Below are 23760 nucleotides of genomic sequence, written 5' to 3' on the forward strand. Positions count from 1 at the left end.
GGACCCCCGCCCTCTGTCGACGGAGACAAATGAAGAAGCTCTCTGCCCTCCTCTGCGCCTGCCTCGCCGCGCTGCTGTTCTCTGTAGTCCTGACGCCAGCGCTCCCGGCGAACGCCTACAACCAATTCGATGTCGGGCCTGAACTGCTGTCAGCCGAGCTCGTCACGCCTACGACCGTCGGAGGCGGCGACGAGGTCCGCATCGAGTGGAGCGTGCTCAGCACACGGGGCGTTGCGTATAGCGCCGTTTCCCTGGCGACCGGGTCGGTGTTCTCACCGGAGACTGACAAGGTTCTGGGTCAATACGACACCGTCGTCACTGGACGCGACGGGGACGTTGTATCTGGCACGACATCCTTCACAACGGGCGGCTCGAACTGGGCGCCTGGGGAATGGCGGGTAACTGATCTCGGGTTCTTCGACGAACAGGACGTCTACGGAGGCGCGTTCGAGGACAGCCCCATCATCCAAGCGCTGCCGAGGCTCCAGATCGACGTCGGTACGGACGGGGACCAGGAGTACCCGGAGCTCGTCGCCCTCGAGGTGGATGCGCCTGACGAGGTCCGCCAAAGCGATGTCATCTGGTTCAACTGGACTGCGCGCGAGGCCAGCCGTGTCACTGCGCTCTCGCTCACGATCGTCGGCCCAGACGGGCGCACCTACCAGGCTCAGGGATTCGACCGGCTTGCCGCGGCTCGAGACGGAGATCTCGTCTCCGGATCTCTGCAGGTGACCGTGAACAACTTCACCTGGGCGCTCGGGGACTACCGCGTCGACAGCCTCGTCGTCGAGGACGAGCATGGGAATCGAAGCCCACTCCTCACCGCGGCTGACAGTGAAGCGCTCGCCGCTGCGGCGACGTTCACAGTCGTTGATGCGGGCGGGCCAGATGTGACTGCTCCGGAACTGCTTTCGGCTGGATTCGAGCAGTCGACCGTCCGGATGGGGGACGAGCCCGATATTAACTGGACCATCCGCGACGAGAGCGATCTCGACGACATCACGTTCCTCTTGGAAGACGATCGAGGCACGGTCTACAAGATGCGTGGCTCAGCAGGCGACCGATTGGGCGAGATCGTCCGGGGTGTCGCCGGTGCTTGGTTGACCGTGACCCCCTGGGAGGACGAAGTGCCGAAATGGCACGGGGGTGAGTACCAGGTGGTTGGCGCTGAACTCACGGACGAGTTCGGCAACGTCACGACACTCACGCCAGACAACCCCGTTATTGCCGGGCTGCCAAGGATGATCGTGCTCGCAGAAAACGCACCCATCCCGCCTCGGACCCCGTCACCGACCGTGACCGCGACCCCGTCACCGACCGTGACTGCGACCCCGTCACCGACTGCGACTGCAACGCCCTCACCAACGGAGAGCACGGCGCCTTCTCCGACGGCGAGCCCGTCACCGACGGAGACCGGCACATCAACACCTGCGCCGACAGCCTCGTCCACGGCCGGACCCACCGATCCTTCAACTGGGCTGCCTGTCCCCACGCAGTCCGTCGCACCTTCCACGCAGGCCCCAACACCGACTCCAACGTCCACGACATCGCCGGCGCCCTCAGCCACACCGCCGATGTCCTCTCCAGGCGCGACAGACGCGCCGCCGCAGACGCCGGTCGGAACCCCCACCGTGGTCACCGTCGAAGACGGTACTGCGCCCGAGGCCGGAGATCAGGGAAAGCTGGCGTCGACGGGTTCCGACACCCTCGGGCCGGGTCTTCTCGGCGCGACGGCACTCCTCGGGCTGGGAGCCATGCTGCTCCTCATGCGGAGGCGCAGCCACGGCGAGTGATCGCGTCGTCCGGGCTCGATTCTCGGGCCGTATCCGGCCGGTGATCGAGTCTCGGTGACGGCGCGTCGCCGAGACGAGCCGGCAACCGTCCTTCGACGGGAGTCCGAAGTCCGCAGTCCGTGCACAGAGGGAAGCCCCGGTTCGGCCAGTGATTCACTGGCCGAACCGGGGCTTCGCGCGTGTGTCGTGTTCGGCGCTAGCCGATGTCGGTGACCGTCGCCTCAGCATCCGCGGCGCTTGCACCGGATCCGGACCAGGTCGCGGTCGCGTCCCACAGGTTCAGCGTGTCGTCGACGAGCACGTCGACCTCGACTTCGCCCTCCGGGATCGTGATGCCGTCGGCGGCAGCGGCCTCCACGAGGCGCTGCACGAGCCTGTCGGTGACCTCCGCGAGGGTGTCCTCGCCGGCGTCGGCCTCCGCGGAGGCAGTTCGCATGTATGTCTTGACGTCGCTCATGCCTCCATCATCTCAGCCGGAGAACGAGGACGCGCATGCAGGGGCGGACGTGGGCAGTCGGAACCACCTGTCCGAGTGCCGTGACCGCGAAATCCGTCGATCGATCATCGGCGCGTGGCCTTGCGCCAGCTTTAGGCAACCCTTACCGTACGTATACCGCTATGCCGCTGGGAACCCCGCACCGCACCAAGTGACGACTCCCGCAGACGAAACCTCCAATGTTGCAGTGTTCGCGTCGCCTTTCCCCTCGCTGCTGTCCCTTGGAGGCATCTTCGTGTCGCAAAAAACCGTTGGTCTGTACCGTCCCGAGCTCGAGAAGAGCGACTGCGGCGTCGGCTTCATCACGCGCAAGGACGGCGTGCAGCACCATGATGTGATCCGGCTCGGAAACGAGGCGCTCTGCGCGATCCCCCACCGCGGAGGCATGTCCGCCGAAGGTGTCGGCGACGGCGCAGGCATCAACGTCGACCTGTCGGTCGAGTTCTTCAGCTCGCTCGTCGGGCGCGAGCTCGAGTCGGGCCTCTTCGGCGTGGGCAACTTCTTCATGCCGAGCGACGTCGAGCAGCTCGACGTGGCGCACGAGCTCATCTCCAGTACGCTGCGCGCGCACGGCATCGAGCCGATCCTCGTCCGCGACGTGCCCGTCGACGCCACCGTCGCACGCCCTGCGGCGTCGCACTACCAGCTGCCCATCGTCCAGTGGATCTTCGTCGCGGCCGAGGGCTGGAGCCGCGCCGAGATGGACGCCGCGGCCAACGCCGCGCTCCTCGACATCGAGGGCATCGCCTACTCGAACGCCCCGCTTCAGGGCCTCTACCCGCTGTCGCTGAGCGCCCGCACGCAGACGCTCAAGGGCCGCCTCAACTCGAACGAGGTCATCCCCTACTTCACCGACCTGCTCGACGAGCGCCAGTCGGTTCGCACGCTTTTCTTCCACACGCGCTTCTCGACCAACACGGAGCCGCACCCGAGCATGGCGCAGCCGTTCCGCATGCTCGCGCACAACGGAGAGCTCAACACCGACCGCAAGAACCGCCTCTCCGAGAACGCGCTCGCGACCGCGCGGGGACGCGTCATCGTGCATCCACCTGGGCAGTCGGACAGCAGCCGCTTCGACCAGACCCTGCAGAGCCGCGTCTTCGACGACGGGCTCGAGCTCGTCGAGGCCGTCGTCTCGACCATGCCGCCGGCGTGGGAGAACGACCGCACGCTCACCCCGGAGGTCCGGGACATGCTCGAGTTCTTCTCCCTCTACGAGGAGAAGAACGACGGACCGGCAGCACTCGTCTTCAGCAACGGCGACATCATCGGCGCGCGCCTCGACCGCCTCGGGCTGCGCCCGTTGCGCACCGTCGAGACCGACGACTACCTCGTCGTGAGCTCAGAGGCCGGGCAGATCCAGTTCGCACCGGGAAGCATCGTGCGCCGCGGTCGCATCGAAGCGGGCGGGATGCTCTACTTCGACCACACGCAGGGGCGCAGCTTCCGCACGTGGGAGGCGCTCGAGCAGCTCGCCCTCCGGCGCGACTACAGCGCGGACCTCGAAGCCGCGCGCGTCAACATCGAGGACATCGAGCTGCCCGAGATCGACCGGGGAAGCAACACGCTCGGCTACGACGGGGACCTCTCCCCCGCCGGCAGGTACGTCGCGTACTCGCTGAACCAGGAGAGCTTCAAGTTCATGATGGACCCGATGCTCGCCAACGGCACCGAGCGCATCTCCGCCATGGGCTACGGCAACGCCATCAACGCGCTCTCCGACCAGGAAGGCGGGCTCGCGAAGTACTTCTCGCAGCGCTTCGCGCAGGTCACGAACCCGCCGCTCGACAGCATCCGGGAGGCCGACGGCATGACGCTGCGCGTCGCACTCGGCGCCAAGCCCGACGGCGGCAACCAGACGCGGCAGATCGTCGTGCCCTCGCCCATCCTCAGCCACCTCAACATGGTCGCGCTCCGCGAGCAGCGCCTTGCGCCGCTCGAGCGCTTCGAGATCCTCTACACGCCCGTGCAGGGCGACGCCCCCGCCAACGCCGCCTCGCTGCGCGACGCCGTCGAGCGCGTGTGCGACGCCGTGACCTCGTTCGCGCGCGCCCAGGGCGGCATCGCCGTGCTCACCGACCGCAACGTGTCGCGCGAGCTGGCCGCGATCCCCCTCATCCTGGTCATCGCGGCCGTCAACCAGCGGCTCATCCGCGAGGGCCTGCGCCTGCGGGTGTCGATCATCGCGGAGAGCGGCCAGCTGCCCTCCTCGCACCACATCGCCGCCGCGCTCGGCTTCGGCGCCGCCGCGGTCTACCCGCTCTGCGTGCGCCTGCGCGCCGAGGAGCGCTACCCGAGCGGCGCCGCCTCGATCGACACGATCACGGACACGGACCTCGCCGTGGCCCGCTTCGCGAAGGCCGCCGAGAAGTCGCTCATGAAGACCATGGGCCGTGTCGGCCTGTGCACCGTCGAGAGCTACATCGGCGGCGAGTTCTTCGAGCCCAACTACCTCGACACGAAGGACCCGGTCCTCGCCGACTACTTCCCCCACCTCGCCGCCCCGGTCGGCGGCGTGCGCTTCGAGCGCATCGCCCTCGCGGTCGCCGAGTGGCACGAGCGGGCCGTCGCGGTCGCCGACGAGAAGCAGATCCCCCTCCTCGGCCTCTTCAAGGAGCGCCAGGAAGGAGCCGGCCACTCGTTCGGCACCACCGCGGTGCGCGGGTTCATCGACATGACCGAGGAGCCGCGCATCCTCGAGACCACGAAGGCGCCGGAAGCGCCCGCCGCGAGCGAAGAGCCGCACCCAGGGCACGACTCGCTGCGACTCCTCACCCTCGGCCAGCTCGGCGACGCGTTCGGACTCGACGACAAGGCGTACACCTACAGCGGATACGGCGCGCTCACGCCGGCGCAGATCGACGCGTTCGAGATCACCCCCGGCTACCGGGACTTCGTCACGAACACCATCCAGGAGCGCACGCGGCGCCCCTCGGCGCTCCGCGACGTGCTCTCGCTGCCAGCAGACGTCCGCCTCGCCTCGACGCCCTCCGAGTTCGCGCGGGAGCTCAGCCGCTTCTCGCTCGAGGGCAACAGCGACGTCCGCGTGCGCGGCCTCGAGATCGAGCACACGGAGAACTCCACCTACGAGCTGAAGCTCACCGGGCCCCTCGACGGCGAATCGACGCGATACGACGCGCTCGCGCAGGTCCTCACGGCCCTCGACGGCGACGCCATCACCGAGACGACCGCGACGGATTCGAAGCTCGAGGTGCGCGTCACCCCGGGCGCACCGAGCATCCTGAGCCTGCTCAGGACGGCCCCGGACAGCATCTCGCTCGACGAGGTGCAGCCCGCGCACGAGATCGCCCGCACCCTCGCATCCGGCGCCATGAGCCACGGGGCGCTCGTCGCGACCGCCCACGAGTCCGTCGCGCACGGCACGAACATGGTCGGCGGCATGTCGAACTGCGGCGAGGGCGGCGAGCACATCACCCGCTACAACACGATCCGGGGCTCGCGCATCAAGCAGTTCGCGTCCGGCCGCTTCGGCATCTGGGCCGGCTACCTCGCCGACCCGATGCTGCAGGAGCTCGAGATCAAGATCGGCCAGGGCGCGAAGCCCGGTGAAGGCGGCCAGCTGCCGGCGCCGAAGGTCACGGTCGACATCGCTGCGGCCCGAGGCGGGACCCCAGGCGTCGAGCTCGTCTCGCCGCCGCCGCACCACGACACCTACTCCATCGAGGACCTCGCGCAGCTCATCCACGACTGCAAGGCCGCCCGGGTGCGGGTCGTCGTGAAGCTCGTCTCGTCGGAGGGCATCGGCACGATCGCCGTCGGCGTCGCCAAGGCGGGCGCCGACGTGATCAACGTCGCCGGCAACACGGGAGGCACGGGGGCGGCCGCCGTCACGAGCCTCAAGTACGCGGGACGCTCGGCGGAGATCGGCGTCGCTGAAGTCCACCAGGCGCTCCTCGCGAACGGACTCAGGCAGAAGGTCGTCCTGCGCTGCTCCGGTGCCCACCAGATGGCAAGCGACGTCGTGACCTCCGCGCTCCTCGGCGGGGACAGCTTCGAATTCGGCACGACAGCGCTCATGATGCTCGGCTGCGTCATGGCGAAGAACTGCAACATCAAGTGCCCCGCAGGACTCACGACCAACCCCGAGGTGTTCGACGGCGACCCGCGCGCCCTCGCCCAGTACCTCCTCAACATCTCGCACGAGGTGCGGGAGATCCTCGCCTCGCTGGGGCTGCGCTCGCTCGGGGAGGCACGAGGGCGCGGCGACCTGCTGCAGCTCCTCGCGCACCCCGCGAGCGTCGGCGACCTCGACGTTCGCGACATGCTCGCGAAGGTTCCCGAGAAGATCGTCGCCAACCCCATCTACCTCGAGAAGGACTTCAGCATCGACGACTCCCTCGTCGAGCAGATCCGGGCCGCCCTCGTCGACCGAGCAGAGCCGTCGATCCTCATCGAAGGCGTCGAGATGGGCAACCGCTTCAAGTCGGTCGGCGGTCAGCTGTCGATCGACATCGAGCGGATGCTCAACTACGAGCTCGATGCAGAGACGGTCGCAGGGCTCCCCGCAGTCGTCGAGGACGAGCGAGGCAGGCGCTCGCTCGTGGACGGCAGCATCATCGTCACGACGCAGGGATCCGCCGGACAGTCCTACGGCGCCTTCAGCAACGACGGCATGCGCCTCGTGCACACGGGAACCGCGAACGACGGCGTCGGCAAGAGCCAGGGCGGCGGAACCATCGTCGTGCTCTCCCCCGGCGGCGGCGGCTCGGAGCCCGGCGAGAACGTGCTCATCGGCAACTTCGCGCTCTTCGGTGCGACGGGCGGACGCACGTTCGTGCAGGGCGAGGCGGGCGACCGCTTCGCGGTGCGCAACTCCGGCGCAACAGCGGTCGTCGAGGGCATCGGCGACTTCGGCTGCGAGTACATGACCAACGGGGCCGTCCTCAATCTCGGCAGCGCGGGCAAGGGCCTCGGCAACGGCATGAGCGGCGGGTTCGTCTACCAGTACGACGCCGACGGCTCGACGCGCGAGAACGTGAGCGCCGACTCCCTGCTCGTGTTCCCCATCACCGACACCAGCCACGGCGACTTCCACGAGGCCGCGGTCAAGCTCCTCCTGCAGTGGCACCTCGACGCGACCGGTTCACCCCTCGCGGCGCAGATCCTCCGCGACTGGGAGTCCGAGCGCAGCAGGTTCTTCTGCGGTATGCCGCGGGCGCTCCTGCTCTACCAGGACGCCGACAAGATCCTCGCCGCGAAGGGACGCAAGGAGCTGCTGGACGAGCTCTCCACCTCCATCGCAACCCAGCGCATCCGCCTCTTCAAGGAGGCCTACCGCGGCGGTCACCCGGTGATCGGCGGCCGCACTCCCGGCGGCTCGGAGTCGGACCGTGACGACAGGTTCGCCCTGCTCGCCTCCTACGCGGTGCTCAACATCTCGCAGGACATCGCGCTCACCCGAGTGCCAGACGCCAGCGGGCCCGACGACCCCAGGGTGGTCGACGCGGTCCGGAAGCTCATCCTCACCGAGGACTTCTTCGTCATGCAGCGCGTGAACAAGTACCTGCGCGGTGAACTCGACCGGTTCGAGGACGCGGAGCTCGCGGCCCTCATCGCCGCGAAGCGCCTCGAGGACTACAAGGACGCCCTCCGCCTGCGCAACGTGCGCAGCATCGACGCGCCAGGAACGACGGGGTGGATCATGCACCAGAACGTGAAGAACCGCCGGCTCCTCCAGTCGGTGGGCACGGACGAGATCCTCGCGACCGCGGCGATGGTCGACATCGCCCGCGAGCTCGTCGTCACCGAGAAGCGCCAGCAGCCTTCGGCCGCGGCCGCTGGCCTCGCTCCGACGGCGGGTGGCCTCGCATGAGCGCGCCGTTCATCCCCGTCGACGCCCCCTTCACCCGGGAGCAGCAGGCATGGCTCTCCGGGTTCATGGCGGGACTCGCCGCGATCCCCACCGCCGACAAGGAGGTGCGGGCCGCGACGCTGACGCTCGAGATCCTCATCGGCACGCAGACCGGGAACTGCGAGTTCGTGGCTGAGGACCTCGCGGCTGCGGCCCGAGCTGCAGGCCTCGCGGCGACGCTCGCCCCGCTCGACTCGGTCTCCCCCGAGGCGTTGAACGGCGAACGCAACATCGTCGTCGTCACGTCCACCTACGGCGAGGGTGAGATGCCGGACAACGCCGAGCTCTTCTGGGAGGAGCTGTCCGCTGACGGTGCTCCGCGCCTCGAGTCGGCGAAGTTCGCGGTCCTCGCGCTCGGAGACAGCAGCTACGACGACTACTGCCAGGCCGGGAAGCTCATCGACACGCGCCTCGAGCAGCTCGGGGCGACGCGTGTCGTGCCGCGCGTGGACTGCGACGTCGACTACGAGGATGCGGCCGCCGAGTGGATCGCGGAGGTGGTCGAGCACTTCGCGGCCCTCCAGCCGAACACCGCCGCTCCAGCGCCAGCCGTTGCCGCCGCGCCGGCCCGAGTGCGCTCGCCGTGGAACAAGAAGACGCCGTACCCGTCGCGCCTCGCCGTCAACCGCGTCCTCTCCGGGCCACGAAGCTCGAAGGAGATCCGCCACTACGAGTTCGATCTCGGCGACAGCGGCATCACGTACGCGGCGGGCGACGCCCTCGCGGTCGTGCCGGTCAACGAGCCCGGTCTCGTCGACGAGCTGCTCGGGCACCTCGGCTTCTCCGGTGACGAAGCGCTCGAGAGCGGCTCGACGCTGCGCACGGCGTTCGAGCGAGAGCTCGACATCACGGCCCCCTCGAAGGACCTGCTCGCGGAGCTCTCCGCTCGGGAGCCGAGCGGAGCCGTCGCGGAGCTCGTGCAGCGCGGCGACAAGGCTCAGCTGGACAGCTGGCTGTGGGGCCGGGACACGCTCGACGTGCTCCGGGCTGCGCAGGGAGTGAGCTTCACCGCAGATGAGTTCGCGTCGCTGCTGCGGCCCATGCAGCACCGCGCCTACTCGATCTCGTCGAGCCCGCTCGCCAGCCCGGACCGCATCCACCTCACCGTGGCCTCGGTGCGGTACGGAACCGAGGCCCGCCGGTACGGCGGCGTGTGCTCAACGTTCCTCGCGGACCGTGTCGGCGACCTCGACCCCGTGCACCTGTTCCTGCAGCCGAACGCGGCGTTCCGCGTGCCTGAGGATGACGACGCCCCCATGATCATGGTCGGCCCAGGCACGGGGATCGCCCCGTTCCGCGGCTTCCTGCACGAGCGTGAGGCGCGCGGCGCATCCGGACGCAACTGGCTGCTCTTCGGCGACCAGCACCGCGACAGCGACTTCATCTACGAGGAGGAACTCGCGGGGCTCACCGAGCGCGGGGTCCTCGACCGCCTCGACCTGGCGTTCTCGCGCGACCAGGCGGAGAAAATCTATGTGCAGACGCGGATGCTCGAGCACAGCGCCGAGCTCTACGCCTGGCTCGAGGAGGGTGGGCACTTCTACGTCTGCGGTGACGCATCGCGCATGGCGAGAGACGTCGACGACGCCCTCCACGCGGTGGTCGCGCAGGAGCGAGGAGTGACGGCTGAAGGCGCGGCAGAGTACGTTGCCGCGTTGAAGCGCCAGAAGCGCTACGTGAGGGACGTGTACTGAGCCATGCTGCCGGAGGACACCGCGGGCAGGGATGAGGTCTGCGGGGCGAACGGGGACTGCCCGTGCGCGCGGCGTCGCGGCGGTGGGCTCCAAGGTCTCGGGCGGGATGGCGCAGTCGGCGCGGCCCACTCCCGGCAGGTGAGCGCGCTCAACGCTGGGACGCTCGATCGGCTGCTGTCGTCGCCGCACACCATGCTCCGCAAGGTGACGCAGTCGCCAGAGGCCCTCGCCTACGGTCTTGTCGGGTTCGGCACGGCGACGGCGACCACCAGCAATGGCGCGTGCACGATCCACCAGATCGGCAGCTACGACCTGCCGACGGCTTGTGGTCGGGCGCTGCGCGCGCCGTCCGCCTGGATCACGTTGCGGGTTCGTCCGGCGTCGCTCGGCGTCGCGGTGATCGCCCACGAGGAGGGCGTGCAGGGGGCGCTCCCCAGTCTGTACGTCTATTCCATCGACGGGCGCCTCGTGCACCGGGTGCTTGTCCACTCTGCCCAGGACGCCCGGCTGCTCGCGCGCCTCGGACGTTCTCGGCCGCCGAGCGAGGCGCAGCTGCGCATCCTGCAGCTGGCTGGGGAGGCCGCGGCGGACTGGCGCGACGGCGATCAGCTCGCGCAGCTGGATGCGATCCTCGATGCGGGCGGGTCCGATCGACACGCCGCGCTGGTGCGCGGGAACGCTGCTCGCTCTGGCTGGGGTGTCGGTGGCGTCGGCAACAGCCGCGCCGTGGATCCCTCGCTGCTCCCCGCGGTGTTCGAGCACCTGAGCTCGGTCGGGTTGCCGGTCTGCGTGGGTGTTCCGTCGAGTGCTGTGCTGCAGCTGGGCGCGGGGTTGGTGCACCTCGTGGAACGTGTCGGCGCGCTCCTGGTCGTCTCGCTCGGGGACGGCGTCATCGAGCTCGATCTCGGAGCGATGCGCTCGTGTCTGCTCGTGGCGGCCTGTGGGCCGCTGGGTCGCACGTCGACGCTTGAGCTCTACGATGAGCGCGCTCGTTGCGTCGCTGTGGTGACGCAGCTCGGGCTGGTCTCGGCCGATGTGCATCGTGCCTGGGAGCACATGCTGGAGTCGTTGCCCGCTGCGTGAGGTCGTCGACAGGGACTCGGGAGACTTGGCCCGGTCGCGCTGGGGGTCTGACACCAGGACGTCGTTGACACAGCGGTGGGGGCGACGTCCGCGCGATCACGATGCTCACGCTCTGCCGCTGGAGACGTATTCCTCGACCACGACACCCGACTCGAAGGAGCGGGTTCCGGTCAAGGTGAACGCACGCGGCTCGTAGGGGACACTCCCGAAGATGGGGAGGCCGGAGCCGAAGATGACGGGACTGCGCTTCAAGACGAGGCGGTCGATCTCCGGGAGGAGTGCGCCGGCGAGCTCCCCACCACCGCAGAGCCAGACGTCCAAACCGTCTTCCCGTTTCAGGCCGCGGATCGTGGCGAGCGGATCGTGAGTGACGGTGATCTCCGGGTCGAGGTCGTGTGCCCGGCGGCTCGCAACGATCTGACGCAGATGGGGGTAGGGACTGTCGATTCCGATATCGAGCGCGGGGGCCAGCGTGTTCCACCCCATGATCACCGTGTCGAATCGCGTCTTGGGCGGTTCGATTCCCAGTGCGGCCTGCACGTGCGCGGGCAGCGCGTCCGCATACTCACCGAACACCACAGATGCGTGGTCGCCATCGACGAGGAACGCATCGAACCCGCCGGTTGGGTCAGCAATGTATCCGTCGATGCTGACGGCGACGTAGTAGACGAGGTTCCTCACAGCATCTCCAATCACGACAAGTGTCGTAGTTAAAGTACAACAGGAGTTGTGGTCTAGCTACCATGGGCGGCATGGCCCGCAACGAAGAACGACGCACAGCACTTGCCGACGCCGGGATTCGCGTGCTGGCCGAAGAAGGCGCCCGTGGTCTCACCCACCGCGCCGTGGACGCCGCCGCAGGCACGCCCCGCGGTACAGCCTCGAACTACTTCCCGACCCGGGACGATCTCATCTCCGCGCTCGTCGACCGCATCGGAGAGAGGCTGACACCCGATCCCGAGGCTGTTTCCTCGCGTAGCGCTCGGCCACCCGACCGGGAGCTCTTCGCCGACTACCTGCGTGACGTCGTCAGGCGCCTCGGTATTGACCCACATGTGTCGCTCGCCCTCTTCGAGCTGCGGCTAGAAGCCGGACGGCGTCCTGCCGTCGCCAAGGCGCTCGGAGCGTGGCGGCAGGGAGCCTTCCGGGATGATGTCGCGTTCAACGAAGACTCTGGCCTGCCAGGAGGGCAGACGGAGATCGCCCTGTTCCACTACGCCATCGACGGATTGATGCTCGACCACCTCACCGCACCGATCGATACTGGATTGTCCGTCGATGCCGCCATAGACGAGTTCGTCGACCGCATTCTCCGGTAGTCCCGTCCCCAGAGTCGCCATGTCGCGTCAGCAGTATTCTCTCCAGCCGGTGCGTCGGCGTGTGTGAACGCGTTCACTGAACTTGTTCGAGGTAGCCTTTCGGACATGTCGAACTCACGCGCAGAGGTCAAGCGGCTCACGCACTCCCGCGTGGTCGACGCCGCGGCGCACCTTTTCGTCGAGGAGGGGTTCGCTGGTACGAGCATCCGCGGAATCGCGCAGGCGGCGGGCGTGAGCGTCGGCACGGTCATGTCCGTGGGCGACAAGAGCGCGCTGCTGGTGCGGGTCTTCGACCTCCTCGTCGAGGCGGAAGTTGCCGAGCGGTCTGCTGTCCTCGATCAGGCTCGCCCCGCAGGAACTCAGCGCCCCGCGTTCGCCGATATCGCCGGGACGGACGCTGGGGGCAATTGCCCGGACAGGCTCGTAGGTCTCACGGCACCGCTCGTCGCGCTGTTCACGCGCCACGACGAGCTTGCGCGCGCCTACGCGTCCATCCTCATCTCGGGCGGGCGTGAAGCGGGACTCTTCTCGGATCTGGCGACCGGCCTCACCGAGAGGTTCCGCACCGTGATGACCGAGCGCGGATGCACCGCCGAGGAAGACGCCGCCGCGCGAGCGGGGGTGCTGTACTTCGCGTTCGTCGGGCTGCTCTTCACGGCGGCCGCGGGTGGCACCTCCGACCCCGAAGCACTCTCCGCTGACGTCCGCGGAGCGTTCGGCGCGATCTGCGCCTGCCCCGAGTGACTAGGCGGAGGTCCGCGTCGAGCCAGGCTCTCGTCGCTCGTCACTCGGGCAGAGGATGCTGCTCGGCTGATTGGCGCCGATGCCTCGCCTGATCTCGTGCTCGGAGTACGGGTGTCCGCAGTCCCGGCAGGACGCGGGTGCTCGGACGGGATCCGTTCGCGCGACTCCCCCGGTGCCCACCTGTGCTGGCCCCATGAACGGGAACAGCAGCTGGTTGAGCCGATTCCACCATCCGGGCTGACCCTTGTAGGGGTTCGGGAGTCTGTCGCTGGCCATGATCGTTAGTGTACTAACTATTCGTGGTCTGTGTGCGCGACTAGTCTGGTCCCGTGGATCTCCTCGCGCTCGACAAGCAGCTCTGCTTCGCCCTGGCCGCGGCCAGCCGAAGCGTCATCTCGCTCTACCGACCCATCCTCGAGCCGCTCGGCCTCACGCATCCGCAGTACCTGGTGATGCTCGGGCTCTGGGAGAACGACGGACAGACACTCGGTCAGCTCGCGAGGGCCCTGCATCTTGAACCCGCCACGCTCAGCCCGCTCGTGAAACGACTCGAGACCTCTGGCCTGGTCACCCGCAGCCGGCGACCAGACGACGAGAGAGCCGTCGAGATTCGACTCACTCCCCCGGGCCTTGAGCTGCGGGCCAAGGCCGAGGAGGTGCCGGTCAAGGTCGTCGCGGAGCTCGGATGGACCCTCCCGGAACTCGAGGCGCTCAAAGACACGCTCACCCGGCTCCTCGACGACTCGACCACTGCCAGGGCCGAGGGGGCGCGCGGGCCCCGCAGCTAGCTCGACAGGCCAGCTACCGGGGAGCTACCGGGGCGCTAGCCCATGGTCGCGCGCCAGTACTGGGGTGCGACGAGGCCGACTTGCCCGTCTCCCAGCTGCACCGCGGCGTGCACCGGCCAGTTCGGGTTGGCGAGCGCGGCTCGGCCGATCGTGATCCCGTCGGCATCGCCTCCCACCAGGATCGCCTCGGCGTGGCGCGCTTCGGTGATCTGGCCGACCGCCGTCACAAATGCGGTCTCCGCGGGGAGCGCCTCGCGGACCGCCCGGGCGAGCGACACCTGGTAGCCGGGGCCGACCGGGCCGTTGAAAGCGCCGATGCCACCGCTGGAGAGGTCGAACACGGTGACGCCCAGCTGGTGCACGAGCTTCGCGAGGTCGACGGTCTCGGCGATGGTCCAGCCGCCCTCCACCCAGTCTTCGCCGGAGAAGCGGATCGCCAGAGGCTTCTCCGCCGGCCAGTTGCGCCGCACCTCGGCGACGACCTCGAGGACGAAGCGAGTGCGGTTCTCGAACGAGCCGCCGTACTCATCGCTCCGCTCGTTCGAGAGCGGCGAGAGGAACTCGTGCAGCAGGTAGCCGTGAGCCGCGTGGATCTGCAGCGCGTCGAAGCCCGCCTCGTCGGCGCGGCGGGCCGCCCTGCCCCAGTCGATGACGAGGTCCGAGATCTGCGTGACGGTGAGTTCGGCAGGCACCGCGAGCCCGAAGACATCGGTGCTCGACGGGGCCTGCGCATTCCAACCGCCCTCGTCCGCAGGAACGGTGCCTCGTGCCGTCTCCGGCAGGGCCGGGGAGGCGGATGCCTTGCCACCTGCGTGGCCGAGCTGGATACCGGCAGCAGCGCCTTGCTCATGCAGGAAGTCGACGATGGGTCGCCACGCCTCCGTGTGCTCGTCGCTCCAGATTCCCGTGTCCTCTGGCGAGATGCGGCCCTCGGGGACGATCGCTGTCGCCTCCGTCCAGACGAGCCCGAACCCGCCGCTCGCCCGCGCACCCAGGTGCACGAGCTGCCAGGAAGTAGGAAGACCGTCCCGGCGCGTCACCGAGTACTGGCACATCGGTGCGAGGAACGTGGCGTTGCGCAACGGCAGGCCGCCACCTTCCATGCTCGGCAGGGTGACGGGTGACAGAAGACGGCTCATGCTGACCTTTCGACGTTGGGGCACACGCGGTCCAACAGCGATTCGGCCGCTGTTGTTCCCGCTGCGGATCAGTGGAGGTACGCCTTGAGCCACCGAGTCATGGCCGCGAACGCCTCAGCCCGCACCGGCGGGGCGGAGAGCAGCACGTCGTGCAGCGCGCCGTCCAGGCGACGAACCGTGACCGTGTCACCGAGATTGAGTGAACGCCGCGCGATGTCGTCGACGCGCAGCACAGAATCGGAGGTGCGCATCGACTCATGCCAGATCGGCGACAGCGTGCTCCGCGATGACAGGAGCGTCAGGACGGGTGCCCGGATGTCGAGCCCCACGGCGACTGCCGCGTGGCCGGCGAGGATCGCGTGGAGCCAGCCAGCTCGCACGGTGAAGCTCGGCGTCGGCCGCCAGCGGTCGTCGAACTCCCACTCGCCACCTAGCTCCTTCTTCACCGCCCGCGTGTAGAAGCCGAAGTCGATGTTGTTGAACGTATCCGTGGGGCGGAGCTGGGCCGCGAGCGTCATGAGCGGGGTCAGCGCCGTACGCACCGCTGCTCTGGTCTGCAGCTCGAGCCACGGGCTGTTCAGGATGAGCGCATCCACGCGACCTGGGTTCCGGTCCGCCCAGAGGCTCAGCGTGAGGCCACCCGTGGAGTGGCCGATCAGGATGAGCGGATGCCTGCCTCGGCGGTGCCCACCCGGCCCATGCCCCATGACCTCGAGGGCGCGTTCCAGCTCCTCGTCGTAGGTCGCGAGGTCGGTGACGAACCCGGGTGTCTGGTAGTCGCGGAGGCTGCGCCCGTACTTGCGCAGGTCGAGCGCGAAGAAGCGTGCGCCCTCGCTCGCCCAGTAGTGCGCGTGGTGCTTCTGGAAGAAGTAGTCGGACCAGCCGTGCACGTAGAGGATGTCAGCTCCACGTGCTGGGCCCCGCGCGAAGCGGTCCGCCCGCGGCCCGCGAACGAGCGTCGCGACGACCTGGCCCTCATGGTCGGGCTTGAGCGGCAGGTCGAGGGCCGAGAAGCCGGAACCGAGGATATCCGGTCGCCATTCCGTGGCGGCGACAAGCGCATCTCTGACGTCCAGCGCGGTGGACCCCTGCACCGGACTCACGACTCGCTCCGCGTCTTGACGATCGACATGGTGAAACGATACCCAACCTGGGGCCGCGGCGGGCTCTCACCGACGACAAGAGGCCGGTCAGGACCGTGTGGGTCCTGACCGGCCTCTCGGCGGCAGCGTGCGGCTAGCGGGTGTGCTTGCCCTCGTACGCGGGGACGACGCGGTCGTCATCGACACCAACGCGGTGCACGCGGAGGTCGTTGGTGGTGCCAGCGCGGCCCGGCGGCATGCCGGCGACGACCACGACGACGTCGCCCGCCTGGGCGAGGCCGTTCTCCATGAGGTACTTGTCGACCTGCCCGATCATCTCGTCGGTGTGCGTGACGCGCTCCACGATGGCGGCCTTGACGCCCCAGTAGAGGTTCATGCGACGCGCGATGTGCGGCGACGGGGTGAACCCGAGCACGGGGATCTCGGTGCGCAGGCGCGCCATGCGCCGCACCGAGTCACCGGACTCCGTGAACACGCAGTAGTACTTCGCCTTGAGGAACTCGCCAACTTCCGACGCGGCGAGGGTGATCGCGCCGCCCTGCGTGAAGGGCTTCGTGCCCAGCGGCGGGATGCGGTCCAGGCCGTGCGTCTCGGTCGACTCGATGATGCGCGCCATGGTGCGCACCGCCTCGATCGGGAACGCGCCGACGCTGGTCTCGCCGGAGAGCATGAGCGCGTCGGCGCCGTCGAGGACGGCGTTGGCGCAGTCGGATGCCTCCGCGCGGGTGGGGCGCGGGTTCTCGATCATCGTCTCGAGCATCTGCGTCGCGACGATCACGGGCTTCGCCCAGCGGCGAGCCTGCTGGATCGCGTTCTTCTGCACGATCGGGACCTGCTCGAGAGGAAGCTCCACGCCGAGGTCGCCGCGGGCGACCATGATGCCGTCGAACGCGTCGACGATCTCGTTGAGGTTCTCGACGGCCTGCGGCTTCTCGATCTTCGCGATCACGGGAAGGCGGATGCCCTCCTCGTCCATGATCGCGTGGACGCGGTTGATGTCCTCCGCCGAACGCACGAACGACAGGGCGATGATGTCGGCGCCGATGCGCAGACCCCAGCGCAGGTCGTCCTCGTCCTTCTCGGACAGGGCTGGCACGTTCACGGCGACGCCGGGCAGGTTGATGCCCTTGTTGTTCGAGACCTTGCCTGGCACCTCGACGCGGGTCGTGACGGTCACGCCGTCGGTCTCCACGACGCGCACGAGCACCTTGCCGTCATCGATGAGCAGCGGGTCGCCCGGCTTCACGTCGGTGGGCAGGCCCTTGTAGGTCGTGCCGACGAGGTCCTTCGTGCCGGGCACGTCCTGGGAGGTGATCTTGAAGATGTCCCCGACCGCGAGGTGGTGGGGGCCGTCCTCGAACTTCTCGAGACGGATCTTCGGTCCCTGCAGGTCGACCAGGATCGCGACGGGAACGCCGAGCTCCTCGGCGGCATCCCGGACGAGGGTGTAGTTCTCGGTGTGCACGGCGTGGTCGCCGTGGCTGAGGTTGAAGCGCGTGACGTTGACGCCGGCGCCGATGAGGGCGCGGATCCCTTCAGGGGTGTTGACGGCTGGACCGAGGGTGGCGACGATCTTCGCTCTACGGCTCATGCATTAACTCCGGTTCGTCGAAACTGTGGTGCGCCGAGAGGCGCGTGGTGGCGGATTCAGAGGGAGATCGCGCGCTCGGTGGCGAGGATCGGCTCCGGAAGCTCCGTCGACTGTTCAAGATACCGGTCGACGGAGGCGGCTGCCGCACGTCCCTCGGCGATCGCCCAGACGATGAGCGACTGGCCGCGGCCCGCGTCGCCCGCGACGAACACTCCAGGGAGCTCCGTCTCGTACTCGGCAGTGCGGTCGAGGGCCCCCCGTGAGGTGAACGGGAGCTGCAGCTGAGGTTCGATCGTGTGCCGCTCCGGGCCCGTGAAGCCCATGGCCAGCAGCACCAGGTCGGCGGGAAGCTCGCGCTCCGTGCCCGCCTTCGGGCCGCGCGAGCCGTCGGCGCGGAACTCGGTCTCGGCGAGCCGGATCGCGCGGACCCGACCGGACTCGTCGCCGATGAACTCGACCGTGGACGCCTGGAAGGCGCGCTCTCCGCCCTCCTCGTGCGAGGTCGAGACCTCGAAGAGGGTCGGCGTCGTCGGCCACGGCTGATGCGCGGGACGCTCGGTCGGCGGCTCCTTGCCGATGGCGAGGTTCGTGACCGAGGCTGCGCCCTGGCGGTGCGACGTGCCGATGCAGTCTGCACCGGTGTCTCCACCGCCGATGACGATGACGTGCTTGTCCTCGGCGTGGATCTGCGAGGCGAGGTCGTCGCCCGCGACCACGCGGTTCGACTGCGTCAGGAAGTCCATCGCGTAGTGGACGCCCTTGAGCTCGCGGCCCGGCACGGGGAGATCGCGCGGGACCAGCGCTCCGGTGGCGACCACGACGGCGTCGTAGCGCTGTCGGAGGTTGTCCCACGTGATGTCGCGACCGATCTCGATGCCGGTGCGGAAGCGAGTGCCCTCGGCGCGCATCTGCGAGAGACGAGCATCGAGTACGGACTTCTCCATCTTGAAGTCCGGGATGCCGTAGCGCAGCAGCCCGCCGATGCGGTCGTCACGCTCGAACACCGCGACCGTGTGGCCGGCGCGGGTCAGCTGCTGGGCGGCGGCGAGGCCCGCTGGCCCCGATCCGACGACGGCGACCGTCTTGCCAGTGAGGCGCTCGGGCGGGTGCGGACGGACGTTGCCCTCGGCGAAGGCGGTGTCCGCGATGGACTGCTCGACGCGCTTGATCGTGACGGCCGGCTGGTTGATGCCGAGCACGCACGACGACTCGCACGGGGCCGGGCACAGGCGTCCCGTGAACTCCGGGAAGTTGTTCGTGGCGTGCAGGCGCTCGCTCGCGCCCGCCATGTCACCGCGGAACGTCAGGTCGTTCCACTCGGGGATGATGTTGCCGAGCGGGCAGCCCTGGTGACAGAACGGAACACCGCAGTCCATGCAGCGTCCGGCCTGCCGGCGCAGCTGGGTGGGCTCCTGAGGGTCGTAGACCTCGCTGAAGTCCATGATTCGCACGGGAACGGGCCGACGCTTGGGGAGCTCGCGTTCGCGATTGGTGAGGAATCCTCTCGGGTCAGCCACGGGTTGCCTCCAGAATCTCGTGCCAGGTCGTGCTGTCATCGGGGTCGCCACCGCGTTCGATGGCGGCGTTGCGGATCTCGGTGACCTTGGCGTAGTCACGCGGGAGCACCTTCGTGAACTCCTTCGACACCGCGTCGAAGTCCTCGAGCATCTCGCGAGCGAGCTGCGAGTCGGTCTCCGCGTAGTGGCGTTCGAGGATGTCGCGCAGGATGTCGGCATCGGCGCTGGTCAGCGTCGTCAGGCCGAGCTCCCCCGTCGAGACCATGTCGGGGTTGACGAGCTTCGGGTCGAGCTTGTGCACGTAGGCGATGCCACCGGACATGCCCGCACCGAAGTTCTTGCCCGTCTCCCCCAGGATCACGGCGAGTCCGCCGGTCATGTACTCGAGCGCGTGGTCGCCGACGGCCTCCGCCACCGCAGTGGCGCCGGAGTTGCGGACGAGGAAGCGCTCGCCGACGACGCCGCTCAGGAACATGGTTCCGCTCGTCGCGCCGTAGCCGATGACGTTGCCCGCGATGACGTTCTCGTGCGACTTGAACGGCGCACGCTCGTCGGGCCTGAGGATGATCTCGCCACCGCTGAGCCCCTTGCCGACGTAGTCGTTCGAGTCGCCGACGAGCCGGATGCGGATGCCGTTCGGCAGGAACGCGCCAAGCGACTGCCCTGCGGTCCCCCGCAGTTCGATGTCGATCGTGCCTGCTGGCAGGCCGTGCTCACCGTGCTTGAGGGTCACGTGGTGCCCGAGCATCGTGCCGACGGCGCGGTCGGTGTTGATGACGTCCATCGACACCTTGACGGACTCGCCGCGCTCGAGCGCCTGCTCGGCGAGCGTGAGCAGCTTCTGGTCGAAGTGCTGGTCGAGCTCGTGCTCCTGGGTGACAAGGCTCCGAGTCGGCGCATCGCCGAACTCGTGGCCGGTGAGCACGCGCGAGAGGTCGAGCCCCTCGGTCTTCCAGTGATGCATCGCCTCGTCGACTTCGAGGAGCTCGCGCTTCCCGATGATCTCGTCCAGTGAGCGCACGCCGAGCTCCGCGAGGTACTCGCGGACCTCCTGCGCGACGAACTCGAAGAAGTTCACGACGTGGTCGGCTTGGCCCGTGTAGCGGGCGCGCAGCTCAGGGTTTTGCGTGGCGACGCCGACCGGGCACGTGTCGAGGTGGCAGACGCGCATCATGATGCAGCCGGAGACGACGAGCGCCGCGGTCGCGAAGCCGAACTCCTCGGCACCGAGCAGGGCGCCGACGATGACATCGCGGCCCGTCTTGAGCTGACCGTCCACCTGCACGACCACGCGGTCGCGCAGCCCGTTGAGCATGAGCGTCTGCTGCGTCTCGGCAAGGCCGAGCTCCCACGGGGTTCCGGCGTGCTTGAGGGAGTTGAGGGGCGAGGCGCCGGTGCCGCCGTCGTGGCCTGAGACCAGGACGACGTCGGCAAGCGCCTTCGTCACACCGGCCGCGACTGCGCCGATGCCGTTCTCACTCACGAGCTTCACGTGGATGCGCGCCGACGGGTTCGCGCGCTTGAGGTCGAAGATCAGCTGCTTGAGATCCTCGATGGAGTAGATGTCGTGGTGAGGGGGCGGGGAGATCAGACCCACGCCAGGTGTCGCGTGGCGCGTCCGAGCCACCCAGGGGTAGACCTTCGTCGGAGGCAGCTGCCCGCCTTCGCCCGGCTTCGCGCCCTGCGCCAGCTTGATCTGGATGTCATCCGCGTGGGTCAGGTACATGCTCGTGACGCCGAACCGGCCCGAGGCGACCTGCTTGATGGCGCTGCGTCGCTCAGGATCGAGGAGGCGCTCGACGTCCTCGCCACCCTCACCCGTGTTCGACTTGCCGCCGATGCGGTTCATCGCGATGGCGAGCGTCTCGTGCGCTTCCTTCGAGATGGAGCCGTAGCTCATGGCACCGGTCTGGAAGCGCTTGAGGATCTCGGAAGCCGGCTCGACCTCGTCGATCGGGATCGGTGTCCGGTCGCCCACCTTGAGCTTGAAGAGCCCGCGCAGCGTCATGGTCTCCGCGGCCTGGTCGTCGACGAGCTTCGTGTACTCCTTGAAGATGTCGTAGCGGCCCTCGCGCGTCGAGTGCTGCAGGCGGAAGATCGTGTTCGGGTTGAAGAGGTGCGGTGGCCCCTCACGGCGCCACTGGTACTCGCCGCCGATGTCGAGGGGGCGGTGCGACGCGGGAGCAGCCTGGGCCGGGTACGCGTGGCGGTGGCGGAGCTGGTTCTCGCGGGCGATGCCCTCGAGCCCCATTCCGGAGATCTTGCTCGCCGTGCCCGTGAAGTACTCGCTGACGAGCTCGTTCGAGAGGCCGACGGCCTCGAAGCACTGCGCGCCCGCGTAGGAGGAGACCGCGGAGATGCCCATCTTCGACATGATCTTCAGGACGCCCTTGCCGAGCGCCTTGATGAGGTTGGCGACCGCCTTCTCCTCGGAGACTCCGGTGAGCTTGCCCTGACGGACCATGTCCTCGCAGGATTCCATCGCCAGGTACGGGTTGACGGCGGAAGCGCCGTAGCCGAGCAGCACTGCGACGTGGTGCACCTCGCGGACATCGCCCGCCTCGATGACCAGGCCGACGCGCATCCTGCGTTCCGTGCGGATCAGGTGGTGGTGCACGGCACTCGTCATGAGCAGCGAGGGGATGGGCGCGTAGTCCCGGTTCGAGTCGCGGTCGGAGAGCACGATGAAGCCGGCGCCGGCGTCGATCGCGCGGTCGGCCTCCTCGCACAGCTCCTCGAGCCGCTTGCGCAGCCCCTCGACGCCGTCGTCGACCCGGTAGCAGCCGCGGAGCGTCTCCGCCGCGTCGATACCGGGGCGCTGCTCGATGTGCTGGATCTTCGCGAGCTGGTCGTTGTCGATGACCGGGAAGTCCAGCACGACCTGACGCGCGTGCTCAGGGCCGGCGCTGAGGAGGTTCTCCTGCGGCCCGATGCTCGTCGTGAGGCTCGTCACGACCTCCTCGCGGATCGAGTCGAGCGGCGGGTTCGTCACCTGCGCGAAGTTCTGCGTGAAGTAGTCGAAGACGAGCCGCGGTCGGTCCGTGAGGATCGCGATGGGCGTGTCCGTGCCCATGGCTCCGATCGGCTCAGCACCGTTCTTCGCCATCGGAGCGAGCAGGATGCGCAGCTCCTCCTCGGTGTAGCCGAAGGTGCGCTGGCGGCGCTCGACGGAGGCCGGAGTGTGCGTGACGTGCTCGCGCTCCGGGAGCTCGGCGAGGTTGATGCGACCCTCATCGAGCCAGTCCCCCCACGGCTGCAGCTCCGCGAGGTCGTGCTTGACCTCATCGTCTTCGATGAGGCGGCCGACCTCGGTGTCCACGAGGAGCACCTGTCCTGGGCGCAGACGCCCCTTGCGGATGACGGTCGCGGGGTCGAGGCTGGCGACCCCGACCTCGGAGCCCAGCACTATGAGGCCGTCGGCTGTCTGCACGAAGCGGCCGGGGCGAAGTCCGTTCCGGTCGAGCGTCGCGCACACGTAGCGGCCGTCGGTGAAGGCCATCGCCGCGGGCCCGTCCCACGGCTCCATGATGAGCGAGTGGTACTCGTAGAAGTCACGCACCTCGGCGCTCAGGTCCTCTGCGGTCTCCCACGCTGCCGGCACCATCATGTGCACGGCGTGCGCGAGGGAGCGGCCCGAGAGGGTGAGCAGCTCCAGCACCTCGTCGAAGGATGCCGAGTCGCTGGCGCCCTCGGTCACGATCGGGAACAGGTCTGCGACGTCGCCGAGGATCTCGGAGCGCAGCTGCGACTGCCGGGCGCGCATCCAGTTGCGGTTGCCGCGAACCGTGTTGATCTCGCCGTTGTGCGCCATCATGCGCATCGGCTGCGCGAGCTGCCACGACGGGAACGTGTTCGTCGAGTAGCGCGAGTGCACGATCGCGAGCTTGGAGGCGAAGCGCTCATCGCTCAGGTCCGGGTAGAACGGCTCCAGCTGCAGGGTCGTGACCATGCCCTTGTAGGTGATCGAGCGGCACGAGAGCGACATGAAGTACACGCCGAGCGAATGCTCGGCGCGCTTGCGCATCCGGTAGCACTGCCGGTCGAGGGACGCGCCCTTGCGTGGGTTCCCTCGGAAGTTCTGGCGCTCGCTGCGCACGAAGAGCTGCTCGATGACGGGCATCGCGGCCCGAGCCAGCTTGCCGAGCTCGTCGGGCTGCACGGGAACCTCGCGCCAGCCGATGACTCGGAGATCCTCTTCTGCCGCGAGCTTGGCGATGCCAGCCTTGACCCTGGCCCGCTCGTCCGCGTCCACGGGGAGGTAGGCGTTTCCGACCGCGTACCGGCCATCGGCAGGCAGATCGAAGCCGCTGACCGCGCGGAAGAAGTCGTCCGGGATCGCCGTCAGGATGCCAGCGCCGTCTCCGGTGCCCGCATCCGAGCCGACAGCGCCGCGGTGCTCCATGTGGCGGAGCGCGTCGAGCGCGTGGTCGATGATGTCGTGACCCGGCGTGCCGCGCAGGGTGGCGACCATCGCGAGCCCACAGGCATCGCGTTCGTTGGCAGGGTCGTACAGACCGGCTGCTGCTGGGTAGCCATTCGTTGGAAAGGCGGCGGAGGTCATAACTCGTCCCCTCGTCGGTGGTGCCATGGGTCGCTTGGCGGACTCGACAGAAGACTGATG

The 23760-nt window shown here is 68.5% G+C and carries 15 protein-coding genes; 7 read left to right on the plus strand and 8 right to left on the minus strand.

The features are described 5' to 3' along the window. Positions 1-29 precede the first annotated feature (29 nt). Positions 30-1793 carry an LPXTG cell wall anchor domain-containing protein gene (locus tag ITJ61_RS02265; protein ID WP_194685329.1) on the plus strand — a complete coding sequence of 588 codons (1764 nt, stop codon included), beginning with the start codon at positions 30-32 and terminating at the stop codon, positions 1791-1793. A 196-nt stretch (positions 1794-1989) separates the two neighbouring features. Here ITJ61_RS02265 and ITJ61_RS02270 read toward each other — a convergent pair whose 3' ends face one another. Continuing rightward, on the minus strand, positions 1990-2250 hold the full coding sequence (locus ITJ61_RS02270) for a hypothetical protein (RefSeq protein WP_104241242.1): 261 nt from the start codon (positions 2248-2250) through the stop codon (positions 1990-1992). A 274-nt stretch (positions 2251-2524) separates the two neighbouring features. On the opposite strand from ITJ61_RS02270, the gene ITJ61_RS02275 reads away from it, so the two are divergent. From ITJ61_RS02275 to ITJ61_RS02285, 3 genes are all read left to right on the plus strand, one after another. Next, positions 2525-8122 (plus strand): glutamate synthase-related protein, encoded by a 5598-nt coding sequence (locus tag ITJ61_RS02275; RefSeq protein ID WP_323744290.1) that lies wholly within the window; start codon positions 2525-2527, stop codon positions 8120-8122. Further along, complete coding sequence (locus ITJ61_RS02280) at positions 8119-9855, plus strand: diflavin oxidoreductase (RefSeq protein ID WP_194685331.1); 1737 nt, start codon at positions 8119-8121, stop codon at positions 9853-9855. The genes ITJ61_RS02275 and ITJ61_RS02280 overlap by 4 nt, the downstream gene beginning before the upstream one ends. A 138-nt stretch (positions 9856-9993) precedes the next feature. Further along, positions 9994-10938: a hypothetical protein gene (locus ITJ61_RS02285; RefSeq protein ID WP_194685332.1), complete on the plus strand. Its 945-nt coding sequence runs from the start codon at positions 9994-9996 to the stop codon at positions 10936-10938. A gap of 105 nt (positions 10939-11043) precedes the next feature. Here the strand turns inward: ITJ61_RS02285 and ITJ61_RS02290 are convergent, their stop codons facing one another. Next, a complete protein-coding gene (locus ITJ61_RS02290) occupies positions 11044-11619 on the minus strand; it encodes a dihydrofolate reductase family protein (RefSeq protein WP_194685333.1) in 576 nt (191 codons plus the stop codon). Between the two features lie 71 nt (positions 11620-11690). Here ITJ61_RS02290 and ITJ61_RS02295 point away from each other — a divergent pair, with 71 nt between their 5' ends. After that, complete coding sequence (locus ITJ61_RS02295; protein ID WP_104299178.1) at positions 11691-12257, plus strand: TetR/AcrR family transcriptional regulator; 567 nt, start codon at positions 11691-11693, stop codon at positions 12255-12257. A gap of 105 nt (positions 12258-12362) precedes the next feature. Next, on the plus strand, positions 12363-13001 hold the full coding sequence (locus tag ITJ61_RS02300) for a TetR/AcrR family transcriptional regulator (RefSeq protein ID WP_194685334.1): 639 nt from the start codon (positions 12363-12365) through the stop codon (positions 12999-13001). Here ITJ61_RS02300 and ITJ61_RS02305 read toward each other — a convergent pair whose 3' ends face one another. Continuing rightward, a complete protein-coding gene (locus ITJ61_RS02305) occupies positions 13002-13277 on the minus strand; it encodes a hypothetical protein (protein WP_194685335.1) in 276 nt (91 codons plus the stop codon). It abuts the gene before it with no gap. 53 nt (positions 13278-13330) lie between these two features. On the opposite strand from ITJ61_RS02305, the gene ITJ61_RS02310 reads away from it, so the two are divergent. Beyond that, on the plus strand, positions 13331-13789 hold the full coding sequence (locus ITJ61_RS02310) for a MarR family winged helix-turn-helix transcriptional regulator (RefSeq protein ID WP_104306627.1): 459 nt from the start codon (positions 13331-13333) through the stop codon (positions 13787-13789). A 35-nt stretch (positions 13790-13824) separates the two neighbouring features. Here ITJ61_RS02310 and ITJ61_RS02315 read toward each other — a convergent pair whose 3' ends face one another. The 5 genes from ITJ61_RS02315 to gltB form a co-directional block, all read right to left on the minus strand. Further along, the gene (locus tag ITJ61_RS02315; protein ID WP_194685336.1) at positions 13825-14928 is read right to left on the minus strand and encodes an NADH:flavin oxidoreductase/NADH oxidase; all 1104 of its coding nucleotides are present in this window, start codon (positions 14926-14928) and stop codon (positions 13825-13827) included. A 68-nt stretch (positions 14929-14996) separates the two neighbouring features. After that, the gene (locus ITJ61_RS02320; protein ID WP_258064742.1) at positions 14997-16031 is read right to left on the minus strand and encodes an alpha/beta hydrolase; all 1035 of its coding nucleotides are present in this window, start codon (positions 16029-16031) and stop codon (positions 14997-14999) included. A gap of 133 nt (positions 16032-16164) precedes the next feature. Beyond that, a complete protein-coding gene (gene pyk / locus ITJ61_RS02325) occupies positions 16165-17622 on the minus strand; it encodes a pyruvate kinase (RefSeq protein WP_104241251.1) in 1458 nt (485 codons plus the stop codon). A gap of 56 nt (positions 17623-17678) precedes the next feature. Continuing rightward, complete coding sequence (locus tag ITJ61_RS02330; RefSeq protein ID WP_104241252.1) at positions 17679-19139, minus strand: glutamate synthase subunit beta; 1461 nt, start codon at positions 19137-19139, stop codon at positions 17679-17681. Further along, positions 19132-23700 (minus strand): glutamate synthase large subunit, encoded by a 4569-nt coding sequence (gltB, locus tag ITJ61_RS02335; RefSeq protein WP_194685337.1) that lies wholly within the window; start codon positions 23698-23700, stop codon positions 19132-19134. The genes ITJ61_RS02330 and gltB overlap by 8 nt, the downstream gene beginning before the upstream one ends. Positions 23701-23760: the final 60 nt, after the last annotated feature.

It is taken from the genome of Pseudoclavibacter sp. VKM Ac-2888, from assembly GCF_015351285.1.
Taxonomy (GTDB): Bacteria; Actinomycetota; Actinomycetes; order Actinomycetales; family Microbacteriaceae; genus Pseudoclavibacter.